This window comes from Candidatus Filomicrobium marinum (assembly GCF_000981545.1).
Classification (GTDB): Bacteria; Pseudomonadota; Alphaproteobacteria; order Rhizobiales; family Hyphomicrobiaceae; genus Filomicrobium; species Filomicrobium insigne.
On record NZ_LN829119.1, the window covers coordinates 1,910,482 to 1,928,021 of the forward strand.

The 17,540-nt window shown below is 57.4% G+C and carries 16 protein-coding genes and 1 tRNA gene; 14 read left to right on the forward strand and 3 right to left on the reverse strand.

Translation table 11 applies throughout. The features are described 5' to 3' along the window. Positions 1 to 9 precede the first annotated feature (9 nt). The 8 genes from YBN1229_RS08980 (at position 10) to truA (ending at position 8,412) form a co-directional block, all read left to right on the forward strand. On the forward strand, positions 10 to 1,476 hold the full coding sequence (locus tag YBN1229_RS08980; protein WP_076605304.1) for an MATE family efflux transporter: 1,467 nt from the start codon (positions 10 to 12) through the stop codon (positions 1,474 to 1,476). A gap of 230 nt (positions 1,477 to 1,706) precedes the next feature. Next, positions 1,707 to 3,710 carry a polysaccharide biosynthesis protein gene (locus tag YBN1229_RS08985; protein ID WP_152024969.1) on the forward strand — a complete coding sequence of 668 codons (2,004 nt, stop codon included), beginning with the start codon at positions 1,707 to 1,709 and terminating at the stop codon, positions 3,708 to 3,710. Positions 3,711 to 3,752: 42 nt separating this feature from the next. Then, positions 3,753 to 4,706, forward strand: coding sequence for an NAD-dependent epimerase/dehydratase family protein (locus YBN1229_RS08990; RefSeq protein ID WP_244466797.1), 954 nt, complete (start codon positions 3,753 to 3,755; stop codon positions 4,704 to 4,706). Positions 4,707 to 4,839: 133 nt separating this feature from the next. Further along, a complete protein-coding gene (locus YBN1229_RS08995) occupies positions 4,840 to 5,562 on the forward strand; it encodes a glycosyltransferase family 2 protein (RefSeq protein ID WP_046478055.1) in 723 nt (240 codons plus the stop codon). Positions 5,563 to 5,663: 101 nt separating this feature from the next. Then, the gene (gene def, locus YBN1229_RS09000; RefSeq protein ID WP_046478056.1) at positions 5,664 to 6,179 is read left to right on the forward strand and encodes a peptide deformylase; all 516 of its coding nucleotides are present in this window, start codon (positions 5,664 to 5,666) and stop codon (positions 6,177 to 6,179) included. 68 nt (positions 6,180 to 6,247) lie between these two features. Further along, positions 6,248 to 7,174 carry a methionyl-tRNA formyltransferase gene (fmt, locus tag YBN1229_RS09005; protein WP_432264129.1) on the forward strand — a complete coding sequence of 309 codons (927 nt, stop codon included), beginning with the start codon at positions 6,248 to 6,250 and terminating at the stop codon, positions 7,172 to 7,174. A 92-nt stretch (positions 7,175 to 7,266) separates the two neighbouring features. Then, positions 7,267 to 7,551: a hypothetical protein gene (locus YBN1229_RS09010; protein WP_046478057.1), complete on the forward strand. Its 285-nt coding sequence runs from the start codon at positions 7,267 to 7,269 to the stop codon at positions 7,549 to 7,551. Between the two features lie 87 nt (positions 7,552 to 7,638). Beyond that, a complete protein-coding gene (gene truA, locus YBN1229_RS09015; protein ID WP_046478058.1) occupies positions 7,639 to 8,412 on the forward strand; it encodes a tRNA pseudouridine(38-40) synthase TruA in 774 nt (257 codons plus the stop codon). Here truA and folE read toward each other — a convergent pair. Then, positions 8,398 to 9,003, reverse strand: coding sequence for a GTP cyclohydrolase I FolE (gene folE, locus YBN1229_RS09020; protein ID WP_046478059.1), 606 nt, complete (start codon positions 9,001 to 9,003; stop codon positions 8,398 to 8,400). The two genes, truA and folE, sit on opposite strands and share 15 nt — an antisense overlap. 248 nt (positions 9,004 to 9,251) lie before the next feature. Between folE and YBN1229_RS09025 the strand changes: the two genes are divergently transcribed. The 5 genes from YBN1229_RS09025 (at position 9,252) to YBN1229_RS09045 (ending at position 13,274) form a co-directional block, all read left to right on the forward strand. Beyond that, positions 9,252 to 10,595 (forward strand): O-antigen ligase family protein, encoded by a 1,344-nt coding sequence (locus YBN1229_RS09025; protein ID WP_052743808.1) that lies wholly within the window; start codon positions 9,252 to 9,254, stop codon positions 10,593 to 10,595. Between the two features lie 122 nt (positions 10,596 to 10,717). After that, complete coding sequence (locus YBN1229_RS09030; protein WP_046478060.1) at positions 10,718 to 11,152, forward strand: hypothetical protein; 435 nt, start codon at positions 10,718 to 10,720, stop codon at positions 11,150 to 11,152. A 160-nt stretch (positions 11,153 to 11,312) separates the two neighbouring features. Next, positions 11,313 to 12,560 carry a ParA family protein gene (locus YBN1229_RS09035; protein ID WP_046478061.1) on the forward strand — a complete coding sequence of 416 codons (1,248 nt, stop codon included), beginning with the start codon at positions 11,313 to 11,315 and terminating at the stop codon, positions 12,558 to 12,560. Further along, complete coding sequence (locus YBN1229_RS09040; protein ID WP_046478062.1) at positions 12,523 to 12,954, forward strand: hypothetical protein; 432 nt, start codon at positions 12,523 to 12,525, stop codon at positions 12,952 to 12,954. The genes YBN1229_RS09035 and YBN1229_RS09040 overlap by 38 nt, the downstream gene beginning before the upstream one ends. A gap of 245 nt (positions 12,955 to 13,199) precedes the next feature. Continuing rightward, a tRNA-Thr gene (locus YBN1229_RS09045) sits at positions 13,200 to 13,274 on the forward strand. A 96-nt stretch (positions 13,275 to 13,370) separates the two neighbouring features. On the opposite strand, the gene YBN1229_RS09050 is transcribed toward YBN1229_RS09045, so the two are convergent. Then, positions 13,371 to 15,020, reverse strand: coding sequence for a TadG family pilus assembly protein (locus YBN1229_RS09050; RefSeq protein WP_052743809.1), 1,650 nt, complete (start codon positions 15,018 to 15,020; stop codon positions 13,371 to 13,373). Between the two features lie 31 nt (positions 15,021 to 15,051). Next, positions 15,052 to 15,504 carry a TadE/TadG family type IV pilus assembly protein gene (locus tag YBN1229_RS09055; protein ID WP_244465046.1) on the reverse strand — a complete coding sequence of 151 codons (453 nt, stop codon included), beginning with the start codon at positions 15,502 to 15,504 and terminating at the stop codon, positions 15,052 to 15,054. Positions 15,505 to 16,062: 558 nt separating this feature from the next. Between YBN1229_RS09055 and murA the strand changes: the two genes are divergently transcribed. Beyond that, a complete protein-coding gene (gene murA / locus YBN1229_RS09065; protein ID WP_046478064.1) occupies positions 16,063 to 17,355 on the forward strand; it encodes a UDP-N-acetylglucosamine 1-carboxyvinyltransferase in 1,293 nt (430 codons plus the stop codon). The last annotated feature ends 185 nt before the right edge of the window (positions 17,356 to 17,540 follow it).

The following is a 17,540-nucleotide window of genomic DNA, read 5'->3' on the forward strand; positions in this document are numbered from 1 at the left end:
TTCGAGGGAATGGAGTCCATAACGCCTGAGGTGGCCCGTCATCCGCGGGTGCCGCCCCGCCGTGTCGCGGTGGAGCCACCCAAGTTCGTTAGCGGCTCCCTCTTGCGCCACATCCTAGTCATGACAGGCGCTGGAGCACTTGGGCTTGTCGCAATTTTCGTCGGCGACCTCGCAAACATTTATTTTCTCAGCCTGCTCAACGATCAGGCCATCGTGGCTGCGATCGGCTATGGCAGCTCAATCGTAGCGCTCACGATCTCTATCGGTCTCGGCTTGCTCATTGCAACGATGTCACTCGTGTCGCCCGCGATAGGCGCAGGACGCTACGTGCGTGCGCGTCGCGTTGCGGCGAGTGCCCACTGTTGGACCTTTATTGTCGCGACCATCCTTGCCGTTATCATCTGGTTTTTGATCCCCACCTTACTGACGCTTCTGGGGGCGACCGGCCGAACTCACGAACTGGCAACAAGATACCTGGAAATCCTCGTGCCCGCATTGCCGCCGCTGGCCGTCGCGATGGCATCGACGGCCGTCCTCAGGTCAGTCGGCGATGCGCGGCGTTCGATGAATGTGACGCTCTACGGTGCGGTGGCCAACGTCATCCTTGACCCTGTTTTGATCTTCGGCTTCGGTCTCGGAATCGAGGGAGCGGCCATCGCCAGCGTTATTGCGCGCCTCGTGATGCTCTGTATTGGCCTTTACGGGGTGATCCGCGTTCACCGCTTGATGAGCCGGCCACGCTGGCGCGCAATGGTATCGGATGCACGTCCCTTGGCCATGATCGCCGTCCCAGCCCTCGCCACAAATATCGCAACGCCCTTCGCCAACGCCTACGTGACGGCCGCGATGTCGGGGTTTGGGGATGGCGCAGTCGCGGGCTGGGCCATTATTGGGCGCATCATGCCAGTCGCATTCGGCGCAATCTTCGCGTTGTCCGGCAACGTAGGGCCCATCATCGGACAAAATTTCGGAGCGAAAAAACCAGACCGGATGCGCCAGACCTTGACGTTGGCATTATGCGTCGCGGCGGCCTTCACGACATTTTCCTGGATTGTGCTCGCGATCCTGGCGCCATTCATCGTGCAGGCATTCAAAGCCGAGGGGCAGGCCGCCGAACTCATTTTGATATTTTGCTACTATCTGGCGCCGCTCTTCTTCTTCCTCGGCACCTTGTTTGTGTCCAACGCCATACACAATACGCTCGGGCGGCCCCAAGTTTCGACGGCGCTAAATTGGGGCCGTGCCACGATCGGGACCATTCCATTGGTCTGGATCGGTGGCGAGATCGCTGGGGCCTACGGGGTGCTGGCTGGCAACTTGGGTGGGGGGATCGTGTTCGGCTGCATCGGGGTAATCTTGTCTTACCGGCTCATCGATCACATTACGCAAGCGCCGGTATCGGGGACCTTTAAACTCGCCCGCGCGCCTCGAAGTTGGTGGATTCGCCACAGAATTCGGCGCCGAATGGATGAATGATGCCTTCCGGCAACGCTGTCGGCTCGTGTCCTGCCCTTGCGATGATATCAAAGTGTGGATATCGGAGTGTGGTTTCGTTACTGACAGGGGAATTCCGTTACGGAATTTGAATACATGTGCACCGGGCTTTCCATGTATTTATAACGGGCATCTAAAGGGCTGAATCATGCCTGTAATGGATAGCTGGATACGACCGCGCGAGGGGCGCGACGGGGTGGAGAGGGGAGAAATTGGCGGACAAGGGTAACGAGGACGCGCGCACAGCTCACGTGCGCAAGTGGCTCATTGAACTGCCACGCTCTGCAAAGCGGGTGGTTCTTGTCTTGAGCGACTTCCTGCTGTTGACCGCCGTCCTCTGGACCGCGATGTCGGTCCGCTACCAGACATTTTACGTTCCCGATGATTGGCTGACAGCGGCGTTGTTCTTCTTGGGGCCAGCCATCACGATAGGCACCTTTGGGTCCTTCGGGCTTTACAGGCTTGTGACGCGCTTCATCGGCTATCGTGGCATGCTGCGCATTTTCTTGTGTGCAGCCCTGTCGATGCTGATTTGGGCAATGGCTGTATTTATGCTCGGACAGCACGGCATCCCACGCACGGTTATCCTGGTTTATGGCGTGTTGGGAGCGCTTGCGGTAAGTGCGAGCCGCCAGATTGCGGGTCTGTTCCTGCAAAGCATTGGCATTACCATTCCAAAATTGCCAATCGATATGAATCGCAAGCTCGTGCTCATCTATGGCGCGGGCCAAATGGGCGTCGAGCTGCTGTCTGCGCTGCGCCGCAGGGTTTACGACCGCGAGCCCGTCGGTTTCATCGACGACGAGCCGTCCATGTGGGGTCAGTACGTCGGTGGGCTCAAAGTCTATCGGCCGGAGAAGGTGGGCTTCTTCATTGAACGCCGCGACATCAAGGAAGTGCTGTTGGCAATTCCTGAATCGCAGCGCGGCATGCGCCGACAGATTGTCCAGAAGCTGGAAAACTACCCCGTTGTGGTCAAGATCGTGCCTGCGATCGATGAGATAGCGTCTGGCAAAGTCGGCATTACGGATGTCCGCCCTCTGGAGGTCGAAGATCTCTTAGGCCGTGAACCCGTACCACCGGATGCTCAATTGTTGACGCGCGTCATTCGCGACAAATCAATTCTGGTAACGGGGGCTGGTGGGTCGGTCGGGTCGGAATTGGTCCGGCAAATTCTCGAGCAGTCGCCGGAGCGCTTGGTGCTCATGGATATTTCGGAACCGGCCCTCTACGAGATTGAGCTCGAAATTCGAGAGACGATCGCAGCTAACCCGGGTCAATACGAGGATACAGAACTGGTCGCGGTGCTGGGCTCCGTGCTCGATGAACGGCTCGTTCGCCACACGATATCAAGCTACGATATCCAGACAATCTACCATGCAGCGGCCTATAAGCACGTGCCTATCGTGGAGCAAAATATTGTTGCTGGGATCAGCAACAACACGTTCGGATGCGCCGTTATGGCTGATGCCGCACGGGATTTGGGCGTTGAACGCTTCGTGCTGATCTCGACCGATAAGGCGGTTCGTCCGACGAATGTTATGGGAGCTACCAAGCGCCTTGCTGAGCTTGTCCTGCAGGCGCATGCCATGGACGAGGACGTCAACACCGTCTTTACGATGGTTCGCTTCGGAAATGTGCTCGACAGTTCTGGATCGGTCGTTCGCAGGTTCCGGCAACAGATCAAGCAGGGCGGACCGCTGACGGTGACCCACCCCGATGTCATCCGCTATTTCATGTCGATCAGAGAAGCGGCCGAACTGGTCATCCAGGCAGGGTCCATGGCGACGGGCGGGGAAGTCTTCGTTCTGGATATGGGAGACCCCGTCAAGATCGACGACCTTGCACGCCTTATGATCCGCCTCGCGGGTCTCGATCCGAGGAGTAGCGAAAACCCTGGTGGCGATATCGAGATCGTCTACACCGGCCTGCGCCCGGGCGAGAAACTCTACGAAGAACTCTTGCTCGGCGCCAATACGACCGGGACGGAACATCCTCGCATTATGCGTTCCGGAGAGCCCTGGTTGCCATCGAACGAGCTCTGGCATGAGCTGGATGGTTTGAAGGAAGCCATGAAGACGCGGGATCTCGATGCCATCCGCGCAGTGTTGATGCGCACGGTAGAAGGATATCAGCCCGGGCCCGTGCTTCCCCCTGAAGCCGATCAGGACGGCGAGGAGAAGGCCTGGCCGCCTTTGTCTCGTATGCTGCATTGAGGCGGGCTCAAATGAGCCGTCTATAGCGTCGTCGATAAGCTCTTGGATTTCGACAACACCATGCCGCCGCGTATTCTGATTACCGGAGCTACAGGTTTCATTGGACGCTTTCTGACCGAAAGCCTTCTGGCTAATGGCTTCGAAGTCCGCGCCGCTGCGCGTGACGTATCTCAGATCTCGGCCCGTCCAGACTTGGACATCGTTTCGTTGCCCGACATGTCGGAGCCGCACGATTGGCACGCCCTGTTGGGCGGCGTGACCCACGTGGTCCATCTCGCAGGCATCGCCCATGCGACCAGTACAATTCCCGAAAGCCAGTATATGGCTGTGAATTGTGAGGCCACGCGCGCCCTCGCGATTGCTGCCCGCGAGGCAGACCTGAACCGGGTCGTGCTCATGTCCTCTGTGCGCGCGCAATCCGGCCCTTCCGCGGAAGGTGTCCTGACGGAAAGATCGCCTCCTCATCCAACAGATGCGTACGGCCGCTCCAAGCTCGCCGCAGAACAAGCACTTGCTGAAGAGCTGGCCGATAGCCGGACGGATTGGGTGGCACTCAGGCCAGTGGTCGTCTATGGCCCAGGCGTGAAAGGGAACATGGCCGCGCTCGTCCGGCTCGCCCGCCTTCCGATCCCGTTGCCGTTGAAGACCGTCGCGGGACGCCGCTCGCTCCTCCACATAGATAGCCTCATGACCGCAGTCCGGCATGTGCTGACCAGTCCGCAGGCCAGCCGGCGAGTTTTCCTGGTCGCGGACGAAGAACCGGCCACCGTGCCTGAGATCCTGGCGGCTTTGCGTAGCGGCCTCAGCCGCAGCCCCGGATTGGTCCCGATCCCAGCGGGAATCCTCGCGAGTCTGGCCCGGCTGGCTGGGCGTACAGGCCAATGGCAGCGGCTCAACGCGGACCTTGTCGTCGATGCAGCCCAATTGCAGGGCATCGGCTGGCATCCCTGCCACGATACAGCAAAGGCATTAGCCAGCTGCCTAAACGCAGAATGAAAAGAGCACACTATGGGGTGTACGCAGCGTTTCGGGACCCTACATGTCTATGGCTCGTGTACGATGCGGCCGCGCACGAGTGCGCCTCGAAAGTAATAGCCGCGTTTGTGCGGACCTGCGCTGGGAGATGCGAATGCGTAACGGCTACGCTGTCGGCGTTGTTATTCCGGCGCTCAACGAAGAAGCGGCCGTTAGTAAAGTCATTGCCGCTATTCCCAGCTGGGTCGACGCCATTGTCGTCTCGGACAACGGATCACGAGATCGAACGGCCTATGTTGCCCGTGCTGCCGGAGCCCGCGTCATAAGAGAACCGCAACCTGGCTACGGTGCGGCTTGTCTTGCCGGGATTGGTGCCTTGCCTCCGTGTGACATCATCGTTTTCCTCGACGGTGACTATTCCGATCACCCTGAAGATATGCCGAGCTTGGTTGATCCAATAATCGCGGATGAAGGAGAACTCGTCATCGGGTCGCGTACGCTCGGGCGTAGGGAGCTAGGAGCCCTGACGCCTCAGCAAATTTTCGGTAATTGGCTGGCGACGTGGTTGATCAGACTAATCTGGGGGGCACGATTTACCGATATTGGACCATTTCGCGCGATTAAGCGTTCGGTCTTGGAGAGACTGGCCATGGCGGATCGCGACTACGGTTGGACCGTCGAAATGCAGGTTAAAGCGGCACAGCTAGGTTTGCGCACGCTAGAAGCGCCAGTCCAATATCGCCGCCGCATCGGGATATCGAAGATCTCCGGAACGCTTGTGGGATCAGTGAGAGCGGGTGTCAAAATCCTGAGTTTGATAGGCCGTGAGGCTTTGGCACGCCCTCGCCAGCCATGCCCCGAGCGCCCATTGCAATAGCCACGTGTCGCGCCCTATACATCTCAAGATAACGGACCGCGACATTGTCCCCTCAGTGTGCCGATTGACCAAGCATCGGCGAATGCGTATTTCAAATTACTATGGCAAAGTTGGAAATTATAAAAATTCCGGATCCGATACTGCGCGTGGTCTCTGAACCTATTACGCAGGTCGATGATGCTACGCGTCGCCTCGCCGACGATATGCTGGAAACTATGTACGCCGCCCCCGGAATCGGTTTGGCCGCTATCCAGGTCGCCGTGCCCAAGCGGCTTGTGGTGGTTGATGTCGGAGACGAAGACGCACCCGCGCCGCTTTGCCTGATCAACCCTAAGATTGTCCATTTCGGCGACACTCCAAACGTACATGAGGAAGGCTGCCTATCAATCCCGGATGTGCATGTGGAGATCGAACGACCGGGTTCCCTGACGCTCCAGTACATCGATCGGGATGGAAGAGAGCAGGAGCTTGAAGCTGAGGGATTGCTGGCGACGGCGATCCAGCATGAACTCGATCATCTTGATGGCAAATTGATCATCGACTACCTGTCGCGGCTGAAGAGGGACATAATCGTTCGCCGTTTCCGCAAGCAGCAGCGTAGCGTGACGACCTCGTAAGCGCTCGGACCGCCGTCGCAAGGCGAGTTCGTGGACAATCGAACAGACATCGAAGTGGGGACAGCAAGGTGCGCATCATCTTTATGGGCACGCCCGATTTTGCCGTGCCAACGTTGTCGGAAATTCTGACGGCAGGGCACGATGTTGTGGCTGCTTATTCGCAGCCTCCGAGACCTGCTGGTCGCGGGATGCATGAGCGGCCATCGCCGGTACACGCCTTTGCCGCAGGCCGGGACATTCCGGTCCTGACGCCGCTAAGCCTGCGTGATGACGCAGCGTTAAGCACGTTCCAGGACTTCAAAGCAGATGCCGCCATCGTCGTCGCTTATGGCCTTCTGCTGCCGGGTGCAATTCTGTCTGCCCCATGCCACGGCTGTTTCAACCTGCACGCCTCCGCGTTACCGCGCTGGCGCGGAGCAGCGCCGATTCAGCGGGCCATTATGGCTGGCGACAGAGAAACCGCCGTCGCCATCATGCACATGGAGGAAGGTCTCGATACCGGACCAGTATGCATGAGCGCACCGGTGACGATCGGCGATGAAATGACAGCGGGCGAACTGCACGACGTGCTTGCTGAACGCGGCGCGGATCTGATGGTCCGCGCACTGGCGGCGCTCCAGCGTGGGGAGTTGAGCGAGGCGCCTCAGTCCAACGACGGAATTACCTACGCGGCAAAGATCGACAAGGCTGAATCGCGGCTCGATTTCGCCCGTTCTGCGATTGAGATACACAATCAGATCAGAGGGCTATCCCCCTTTCCGGGAGCTTGGTTCGAGGTCGAGCGCGAAGGCCGGCGCGAACGTGTGAAAGCGTTGCGTTCGCGCTTGGTCAGCCAGAACGGCGCTCCGGGCGAGGTACTTGGTTCAGGCCTCACGATTGGCTGCGGTGACGGCGCGGTGGAGATGCTGGAGGTTCAGCGGGCGGGTAAGCGCCCTTGCTCCGCATCGGAGTTCTTGCGCGGCTTCAGTCTGCCGCCCGGCACGCGCCTCCCGTAACGTGTATTAAGCATGCCCCGCGAAGCTCTGGCAAATGCATGCCGCTTGTAGTTTAGTGAGCAATAACAGGCGCATTGCTAGGGAGAATTGATGTGTCGAGTAAATTTGCGATTGCCGCGCTCGTGGCTGCATCTGCGTTGATCGCACCCGTAGCGTTGGCGCAGCAATCTCATACGACCCGCATCGAACCGCGTGCTTACTATGGTGCCGTCGTTACCAAGGAAGCTGGCGTTCGCGTATTCCGGCCGCTGCCGCCTGATCGGCACGTCATCATCAACCCGGATGGGAGAACGCCGCTCGCGCTCGGTGTCGGGGAAACGAATGTGTACGACTATCCCGGCTTTTACAACGATCCCCGCCGTAGCAGCGACTACTAAGAACACGCGTCTTTTATGACGAGGGTTGAGCAACCGCGGTCGACGCGATAGGGATTGCGCCCCTTCCCGTTATACGGCCCGACCTGAATGCCCCGATACCGCATTACGATAGAATACGACGGCACGCCGTTTGTCGGCTGGCAGACGCAGGCCGTGGGCAAGACTGTGCAGTCGAGCCTGCAAACCGCAATAGCATCCTTCTGCGGCGAAACCGTCAGCATCCGTGGGGCTGGCCGCACGGATTCCGGCGTGCATGCTCTGGGGCAAGTTGCGCACTTTGACCTTGCGCGTGAACAAGATCCTTACCGCATCCGCGAAGCGCTCAATCACTTGCTTCGGCCAAATCCAATCGCAGTCTTGGAATGTGTAGAGGTCGGTCCTGAATTTGATGCACGGTTTAGCGCCACCGCGCGTCACTATCTCTACCGAATATTGGACCGTCGGGCTCCACCGGCACTCGACCGCAACCGGGTTTGGTGGTTACCCGTCGGGTTGGATGCGGAAGCTATGCATAACGCTGCCCAGTGCCTCGTTGGCCACCACGATTTCACGACCTTTCGCGCCTCCGCCTGCCAGGCAGCGTCACCTGTTAAAACGTTGGATCGGCTGTGCGTTTCGCGTGTGGGGGAGGAAGTGCACATAACGGCGTCTGCGCGTTCATTCCTGCACAATCAGGTGCGCTCGCTCGTGGGCACGCTGAAGCTTGTCGGAGCCGGCCGCTGGACGCGCGCCGATGTCGCCGAAGCGTTGGCCGCACGCCGCCGCGCGGCATGCGGACCGGTAGCGCCGCCCACGGGGCTCTACCTCGTGGGCGTGGACTACGATAAGCCGGAGGCAATGCCCGGCTCAGTCGACCATTGAAAGAAATTCCTGCCGGGTCTTGGGGTCGTCGCGGAATACACCGAGCATTCGGCTTGTGACGAGGTCCGTGCCGGGCTTGTGGATGCCGCGCGTTGTCATGCAATGATGCTCGGCCTTGATGACAACACCCACACCTTGCGGTTCCAGAACGGTCTGGATCGCATTGGCGATCTGCGCCGTCATTTTCTCCTGGATCTGGAGGCGCTTCGCATAGACGTCGACAATCCGTGCGAGTTTTGAAATCCCGACGACGCGACCGTTGGGAATGTAACCAACCCAGGCATGACCGATAATCGGCGCCATGTGGTGCTCACAATGGCTTTCAAAACGGATGCCGCGCAGAGCGATCATCTCGTCGTAGCCTTCAATTTCCTCGAAGGTCTTTTGGAGGATGGCCTCCGGGTCTTCTGCGTACCCCCGGAAATACTCCTCGAACGCACGCACAACGCGCGATGGCGTTTCTATGAGGCCATCGCGTTCCGGATTTTCTCCCGTCCAACGCAGAATCGTACGGATAGCGTCTTCAGCTTCACGACGATCAGGGCGCTCAGCCGCCGGTAGCGGCTGTGAATCTGAGGCATTCTTTTTCAATTGCGAAGGGGCTTTCGTTGACTAATGAGCGGGCGTCTTTGCCACACCAATAAAAACTTCACCGCGCTCAGCAGCACGGCTCGCATAGGTGACCGAAATAAAGTGCACATAGCGATATTTGGAGGCCAGATAATAGCGGATCGGCGCGCCGCGGCAAGTCACGTATAGAGCCCGTTGTCGCAGAGCCAGTCACGTGCTTAATGACGCGGGGCGCTCGCATACGGGCGACAACTGAGGGTGAAAGCAACATGCATTCAAGCGAAAGCGATGCCGTCCGCGGCCCCTTTGCGAACCGCTTACCCAGTGCGGCTTTGGGGACTGTCATTCTCGTCGCCGTCATCGTTTCACTCGTCAGTGCCCGCACGCTTCCTTTTCTGCTCGGCATCGTTTTTATCGCATTGCTCACGTCTGCCGCTTTGTCTGGGCATTTGCGTTATGGCTTGCCACGTTGCGACGTCCTGACCGGTGCTTTGAGTGCGTTTGCGCTATGGGCCGCTGCCACGGCGTTTTGGGCTGAGTCCCCCACTCTCGTATTGGCAAAGTCCGGCCTCACTCTCTTCATACTGCTGGCAACGCTTGTCATGTATCGGCTGATCCGGCGCGAAGGCACAATGAACGCGCTTCACCTTGCGGACGGGGTCTGGATGGGGTTGTCGATCGGGCTAACATATTTCTTGATCGAACTCTTAAGTGACCAGTCCCTAAAGATGTGGATTTACAATACGATCGGCTTGGGGCCGGAGTCGATCAAACCTCTCCGTCATTTCAAGTGGGAGGACGGCCGCATTATCGCGATTTCGCCGGTCGATCTAACCCGCAACACCGCGCCCATTTCACTGCTTATGTGGCCGGCGGCGGTCACGGCGTTTGCCACCGCGCCACGCAGCCTGCGCACGCCTATAAGCCTGGGCCTTCTTGCTCTGGCAATTGTCGTGATCTTCCTGTCGACGCATGAGACATCGAAGTTGGCGGTGGTGATCGGCCTGTTTGGCTACGCGTTTGCACGCATATCTCACACATGGACGTACCGTTTGATGGCTGTAGGGTGGGTGGCTTGCTGTCTGCTCGTCCTGCCGGCTGCGATGCTCGCGCACAAGGCCGATCTTCACAACGCATCTTGGCTGCAGCGTTCGGCTCAACACCGCATCATCATATGGAACCACACCGCTGAGCAGGTGCTGCAACACGATCCGCTGATCGGCATCGGCACCAACATGACCTACATTCTCGGCCCGCGCATGCGCGCGACGACGAACAATGCCGAAGGGGAAAAGATCGAGCGCACGTTATCGCGCCATGCCCACAATGTATTTCTGCAGACTTGGTTTGAATTGGGGGCTGTCGGCGCTGCGCTGTTGGCGGTTGCCGGTGTGGCGGTTTTGGGTGCGGTTCGTTCAATCGACCGTAGGGTACGCGCGCCTGCATTCGCGATGTTTGCGAGCGCATCGGTCATGGGGTTGGCGAGCTACGGTATGTGGCAGGTTTGGTTTATGGCGATGTTCGCCTTTTCTGTCGTTATGTTCGCCATCGCCCACCGTATAGTCTGTGGTCCAGATATAGAGACAACTCCGGGAGGTTCTACTCGGTTGTGACCAAAGACATGTTCTGCTCAGTGAGCACAGAACATCTTGCCTCCTCATTCCAAGACTAGAAAAAACACATGCGATTCGTTCCGCGTCACGCGCCATTTCTGGAACACGAGGAGGAGTCCCCAATGAAGATCTTGTGGGCCATGCGCACACTGCTCATCGCGATAATTGCCTTTGTGAGCTTGCCCTCAGCAAGCTACGCAGACAGCGGAACCGTTAGACTGACGATCTACAAGGCAGGATGGATTATCGGCGGCTCCGGCGGGAGTGGCACTCTCAATTTTCACGGGAGGCGCTACGCGCTGTCGGTCGGCGGTCTGGACTACGGGCTAGTGTTCGGCGGCTCAAAGACGGTACTGCGCGGCAGGGTAAGAAACATTGATCGCCCGTCAGACATTGCTGGTGTCTACGGCGCCGCAGGAGCGGGCCTTGCGGTCGGACATGGCGCGCGCGCGATTGTGTTGACCAACCAGAAAGGCGCTGTGCTGGAACTGACCGGACGGCAGGTTGGATTGCTAGTGAACGCAGACCTGAGCGGATTAGCAATCACGCTGGATTAGGGCTGCTCTACTCTAGATTCTAGCTCAAAACATTGGAGAAGCTTCCGCAGCGTCCCTAGTCAGAACCTTCCCTCGGTGGATACCTGCCAAGAGGTTCTTGATCCGCACCTCAGATGAATTATCTTGCCACTGATAGTTTTATGCGTTTGGTGGGGGGGTCGTGTTTGAATTGGTTCTCAAGACTTTTTTGGAGCTAATTACAAAGGTCGCGGACGCTTTATTTCTCGATGTCTATTTAGGGGCCGGAGTTCTTTATTGGATTAAGGCGGTCACCATCGTTGTCGGCCTCTGTGGTGCATTATTTTATGCATACTATTGGGGTAAGAAAGCGATCCGGGAAAAGATCCACCAAGTGCTCGTCGATCCCGAGGCGTTCTGGAGCAAAGGCACATCTCGGAACGCGCATAAGAAATATGCCGACCGCTTAAAGAATACGATTCCGATAATCGCGGTTGCGAACTACAAGGGCGGCGTTGGCAAGTCGATGATTGCCGCCAATCTGGCCGCATATTTCGACAAGTCCGGATATCGCGTTCTCCTGATCGACTTCGATTATCAAGGGTCGCTCACGGATATCGTGCCCTATGCTGATCCCAATCAACTGACCTTTTCGGCACACGAGATACTGAGAGGTGAGAAGCCCCCAGCGGAGATCACCAAGCCCCACAGTCTGGGTCGGTCATTTCAGACAAGCGCCATTCATCCTGCTGAAGCAAATCTCAGTCGTATAGACAGTAGCTTGGTCTATCAGTGGCTGACCGGAGCAAGGAAGGACGATATCCGGTTCAATACGCAGGCCTATCTTGCAAGCGACGAAATTCAAAATACTTACGATATCATCATCATTGATACGCCACCTCGCATCTGCGCAGCTACCGCCAACGCGCTTTGTGCTGCGACGCATGTCCTGATGCCAACCATCCTCGATACCGTATCCAGCCGAGCGGTGTTTCGTTCCGTGGAGATGTTTTTAGATTTCCGCGACAAGCTAGGCCTGGGCTTCAAGATGCTGGGCGTTCTTCCTTCGAAAGTTGCCCAACGCAGCGGTTATAATGATCGCGAAAGCAAGGCTTTATCCTATCTTCAGGACGAGCTTCATTGGAATTACAAAAGCCGGGTCAATCACTTCTACGGCAATGTCGAACCCGTCGTCGTTCTCGATCACCTGCCGATCATGCATAAGGTGGCCCTTCTTCACATCGAGGGCGACGATCTGGCAATTTTTGAGCCGAACCCTAGTCCGAACAATGCCGTAATACATGAGATGTTCTCACACCTCGGCGATCACATCCTTAGAAGTGTCGGGATGCCCGTCGAAACTGAACCGGAGATCCTTAGCGATGCAGGTTTCAGAACTACGCAAACTGTTGTTGAGCTTCGCCAAAACACTGAAAGAAGCACAGGCTAACAAGACAACGGTATCTGAGATCGAAAAACTCATCGAAGGTCTCGGCCCAGTGGACGAGCTCTCGATTACACAGCTTGTCAAACTTCTTGAAAAGCGTGATGGGCCAGCAAAGAAAGCTGGGACTGCGAAGCAGATAGACGAAGATGTCGTATCACGTTACGTAGATATGCTTGCGAAGAGCCACAATGATCCATCCCGCTTTGACCTAGTTTTTGATGAACTACAGACTGATAAACAAGTCAGGCTACCGGAGATCGACGCAATTGCTCGGCAATTTGTAGGCGGTACGAGAGCTTACAAGAAGAGAGCCGATGCCTTGAAGGACATTCGGTTGAGATTTGACGCAGGCCTCGCCGCTCAGAGGCGACGCGAAGCGTCATCTGGGATATTCTGAGCATAACGTATTCTCATTGCGTCCTTGATCATTCTGTCGCGGCCCACATCAAGAAGGCATTGAGACTGGCCCTTCACAGAAGACCGCTGCAAATGCTTGCGGTCTTTCGGGCCCTGTGGCAGTAGTGTGCCCCTCGCACGATTCAGGGTTGTCGAGGTCACGGACACTCCCTTGGTAAGGGAGTGCCGAGATTGGCATTGAAGATTACAGCCGGCTCCAGTATGGAGCTTCGATATTGGCGATCCGCTGCCGTAGCTCAGGGGTAGAGCACTCCCTTGGTAAGGGAGAGGCCGAGAGTTCAAATCTCTCCGGCAGCACCAGTTTCCGCGATATGTGCTTGAGCAGACTTTTTACCCGCACACCTGGCGCTTTACGGCCTCTGCGAGGGCTCACACGCGTTTCCAGAACGTGGTGCATCAGCCTACGAGCGCCGCGCCATCACAGCGTACGCCATGCACTGTGATATCTGCCTCACCCAGCGAAATACCGAGAGCGTCGAGAACGCCGCTGAGAAGTCTGTCGAGAGCGGGCGTTGCGGCAGATAGAAGGTTCGCGACAACGGTCCCCAAATTACCCGGCAAGCCTATTCCAAGGCCGAGAACTTCGACCCTTAGATCCAGATCGCGGAGTAACGAGTTTAAAAGCGTGGTGGTCGGTTCTCTCGTGGACGTGGACTTGGTTTCCTGAGCCTCAATCTCAGCCCAGTTAAAACTCAAGACCGTCTCTGACGTGTTGGTGACCGCAGCGTGCGCCTTGCCCGAGACCTTGGCGAGGGGTGTTTGTACGAGGTTTGCGTTCTCGACGGGCAGAGTTCTGCTGAAATTGTCCAGATTGTTGACGTCAACCTCGCCAAGCCAGAGTTCGGCAACCCCGGGCAGGGCGGCAATGTCAACGCGCGCGTCGCGAGCAACGTCGTTCCCGCACACGATATTGTCTAGTCTTCCTTCAGCATACGCGACCTCAGCATAAAGTGGCACGCGCACCGAAACGAGACCCTCAGCGCCAACCGTTGCAAGCAGTCTGATACGAGTTTGAGCTGTTCGGACAATTACGTCGCGCTCACCCACGGAGAGCCAGGGCGAGTCCTGCTGAGGTTCCCCGATCGCGACGTTGACCTGAACGTTCGTTAGCCCAGGAATTGTGGCGCCGAGATTGAGGGAAACCTGATTGGAGCCATTTGCGAGAGAAGCGGCCGTCGTCACCATTTGCATGACGTTAATCGAAGGGTCAAAGCCTGGTGCCGATGAGCCCGTACTCAGGTTGCCATAAGGGCCGAGATCAACCAACGCACCGAGGGAAACCATCGCGTCTGCGGCGTGAGTCGTGGCACCGATGGAACTAAGAACATGCGCGGCCGCACCTTGTCCGGAATCGGCACTTACGTTGGTTAGGGCTTCAAGCACAGCGCCAACGCTGGCGTCCATAGCGAGCACATCGTTATATGAGGCGCCATCGACATCGAGCTCTGTGGACAGAGCATTCATGAACTGGAACAGCTTTACGTTGGCGTCCACCAGTTGCTCATAGTCCATGACGGACAGGTTCACGCTCCCGCCGAGTAGGCCCTCCAACAGGGCATTCAGCAGCCCACCCTCGAGCCGTAACAGACGGGAACCTATGGAAAAGGCAGCCTGCGCGGTCGTAACCGCGATGGCCTGCGTCTCGATCGTCATGTTCCGTTGCCCCGTTAGAGCACCGGCCAAATAAAGTGGTGCGTTCTGCGTGAGCTGTACACGTACGGCGTTGAAAGGCTCCACATCTGCAACAAACCGCTCATCGGGGGCCTTTGAAGGATCGGCACTGTAATGTCCCGGCGTCACGACCAGGCGCTGTACGTTCCTGATGTTGTTCGCTTCAATCGTAGCTGTTGCGGCAGCGTCTGCCGAGGCAATGTTCTGTGCTGCAGCAATAGCAGCAAGATCCACAGCACCTTGAGCCGTACGACGTTCGAAATAGAGAGAGCCGAAATCCACAGCGAGAGCGGCACACCACAAGAATACAATCAGGAAGACAGCGCTGAGGATTGCAACAGAACCACTCTCCTGCTCCTTCGCGTTCTTCAGCACGCCGAGGAGTCTCTGACCACAATGACGCAACTCAATACCCCCCGCGTCGAATGGTGGAAGTTCGACGGATTGTCGGAGATGGGACAGGCACGAGACGGTCTAGGCCAAAAATCGGAAGCTCCGAAGCGTCGTACTCAACCGTGACCTCGAACTGATCTGCATCCGCCTCCAGTGGCCCGGCCTCGACAGTGACCTTATCGGGAGAAATCAGAGGATAGCTGGTAGCGTTGGTCGTGATATGCGTTTGGGCGATCGACGCGCGTTCCGTGTCGCTCAAGCCGGCGACAGAAGCCCTTGCAGCATCAGCGGCAAGTTGTTGAACTGAGTGTGCCGTTCCAAAATAGAGTCCGTAGACAAGTATGCCCATGGCCAGAACAATCAAAACGGGGGCAACAAGAGCAAACTCGATGGCACTGGCACCGCTGTTGTTGCGCGTCAGTGATGTGAAACTTCGGGTTGCCTCGGATACAATTTTTGCGAACAAGTTGAACCACGCTGGACCAAGCGGTCCCCTAACAAAATCTATTAATGCTCAGTGTTGCACAAACTTCTAAATAAAATGCAACCGTAGGGATGCAATCTTGGCGATATACTCTAGCTTTAATGGTGGCATACCAGGTGCATATCACTGAGTGGAGCACAATGGGGCGAGGCACGACATGGCAGGAGATGAGACAAATCGGGCTAGTCGCAAAGACGGGCGCAATCAACGTCTGGAAGCCCAGCTTCGCGACAACCTGCGAAAGCGCAAAGAGCTGGCCCGGGCTAGAAAAGGCGCGGGTGCAAAGGCGGTTGATCCCTCTTTGGACACGCCCGAGGCTCGTCGGGAAGAAAGCTGAGGATCTGCCGGCGCGAGATGGCTTCCCACTTGCCGCGCCGTACTTTTAACGATTATTGAGACTATTCGCTTTGCGCCGGGAACAGGGGCCCGGCAAACAGCAACGCCATTACCACTATTCCGCGAAGTCAATGCGGGTCTCTACGGCACGCTCCACCATTATTGCGTGCAACACGCGATAGGACTCCACGACAGGGCAGGCAGATGGATCGTATTAAGATCGAAGGTGGCAACTCGCTGAACGGCGAGATTCCGATTTCCGGCGCCAAGAACGCGGCTCTGCCGCTGATGATTGCGAGTCTCCTGACGGCGGACCGCTTGACACTGAAGAACGTACCCAATCTCGCGGACGTCAATCTTCTTGCCCGTATTCTGCGCAATCACGGTGTTGATTTGGCGGTTGATGGAAAACGTGCCGGCCCGGCTATGCATTTGGGCGAAACGTTTCACCTGACCGCACGCGATATTGTCGATACGACGGCGCCCTACGAAATGGTCAGCCGTATGCGGGCCAGTTTTTGGGTTCTGGGGCCTCTGATCGCGCGCATGGGCGTGGCCCACGTCTCTTTGCCTGGCGGCTGCGCAATAGGCACGAGACCCGTCGATTTGCACTTGGAAGGCCTCAAGGCGCTGGGCGCGGACATCGACATCGACGGCGGCTACGTAATTGCTAAAGCGCCGAAGGGTTTGGTCGGTAACCGCGTTACCTTTTCTAAGGTCTCTGTCGGAGCGACACACAACGTCCTGCTGGCTGCCGCCCTCGCAAAGGGTGAGACGCTGATTGAGAATGCCGCCCGCGAGCCTGAGGTTGGCGATGTTGCCGAGTGTCTGACGAAAATGGGTGTCAAGATCGAGGGCATCGGCTCATCGACATTGCGCATCCAAGGGCGCGACAGTCTGGAAGGTGCCGTACACACTGTTCTACCCGACCGCATCGAGACTGGCACATTTGCGCTGGCCGTCGCGGCTTGCGGAGGCGATGTTCTGTTGAATGGCGCGAGGCGGAGCGATCTCAGTGCGGCATTCGACATTCTCCAGAAAACTGGGACCCATGTCACTGACACGAACGAAGGCGTGCGTGTGACGCGCAACGGCGGTGGAATAGAACCGGTGACGGTTGAAACGCAGCCGTTCCCGGGCTTTCCGACAGATCTTCAAGCGCAAATGATGGCCTTGATGACGCGCGCCAATGGCACCAGCGTTATACGGGAAACGATCTTTGAGAATCGCTTCATGCACGTTCAAGAGTTAGCCCGCCTCGGCGCTGATATCCGCCTGCATGGCGATACCGCAACTGTGATTGGGGTCTCTGGATTGAGAGGCGCGCCCGTGATGGCGACCGACCTTAGGGCCTCAGTGTCACTGGTGATCGCAGGCCTAATGGCCGAAGGCGAAACCGTTATAAACCGCGTCTACCATTTGGATCGCGGTTTCGAACGTCTGGAAGAAAAGCTGTCGCGCTGCGGCGCCAATATCGAACGGGTTTCCGCCGGCTGAGTACCCTTTAAGGTGCGCTCGCACCAGCAGCTTGGAGCTCATGTCGTTAACCCGTGGTGTCGAAAACGCACCCGCCGGGCGCGAACTCTTTGATAAGAGCTGGGGCGTTTTGTTGCACTTCGCTCGACTGCTCGCTATCACTCGCGATAGGCCGGAGTTATGCCGTTGCCGCCTCTTATGCTGGG

Coding starts and splice junctions, on each gene's coding strand:
- truA (WP_046478058.1), top strand. CDS start 7,639: ATGCCCCGATACCGCATTACGATAGAATACGACGGCACGCCGTTTGTC.
- def (WP_046478056.1), top strand. CDS start 5,664: ATGGCAAAGTTGGAAATTATAAAAATTCCGGATCCGATACTGCGCGTG.
- murA (WP_046478064.1), top strand. CDS start 16,063: ATGGATCGTATTAAGATCGAAGGTGGCAACTCGCTGAACGGCGAGATT.
- YBN1229_RS08980 (WP_076605304.1), top strand. CDS start 10: ATGGAGTCCATAACGCCTGAGGTGGCCCGTCATCCGCGGGTGCCGCCC.
- YBN1229_RS09030 (WP_046478060.1), top strand. CDS start 10,718: ATGAAGATCTTGTGGGCCATGCGCACACTGCTCATCGCGATAATTGCC.
- YBN1229_RS09025 (WP_052743808.1), top strand. CDS start 9,252: ATGCATTCAAGCGAAAGCGATGCCGTCCGCGGCCCCTTTGCGAACCGC.
- YBN1229_RS08995 (WP_046478055.1), top strand. CDS start 4,840: ATGCGTAACGGCTACGCTGTCGGCGTTGTTATTCCGGCGCTCAACGAA.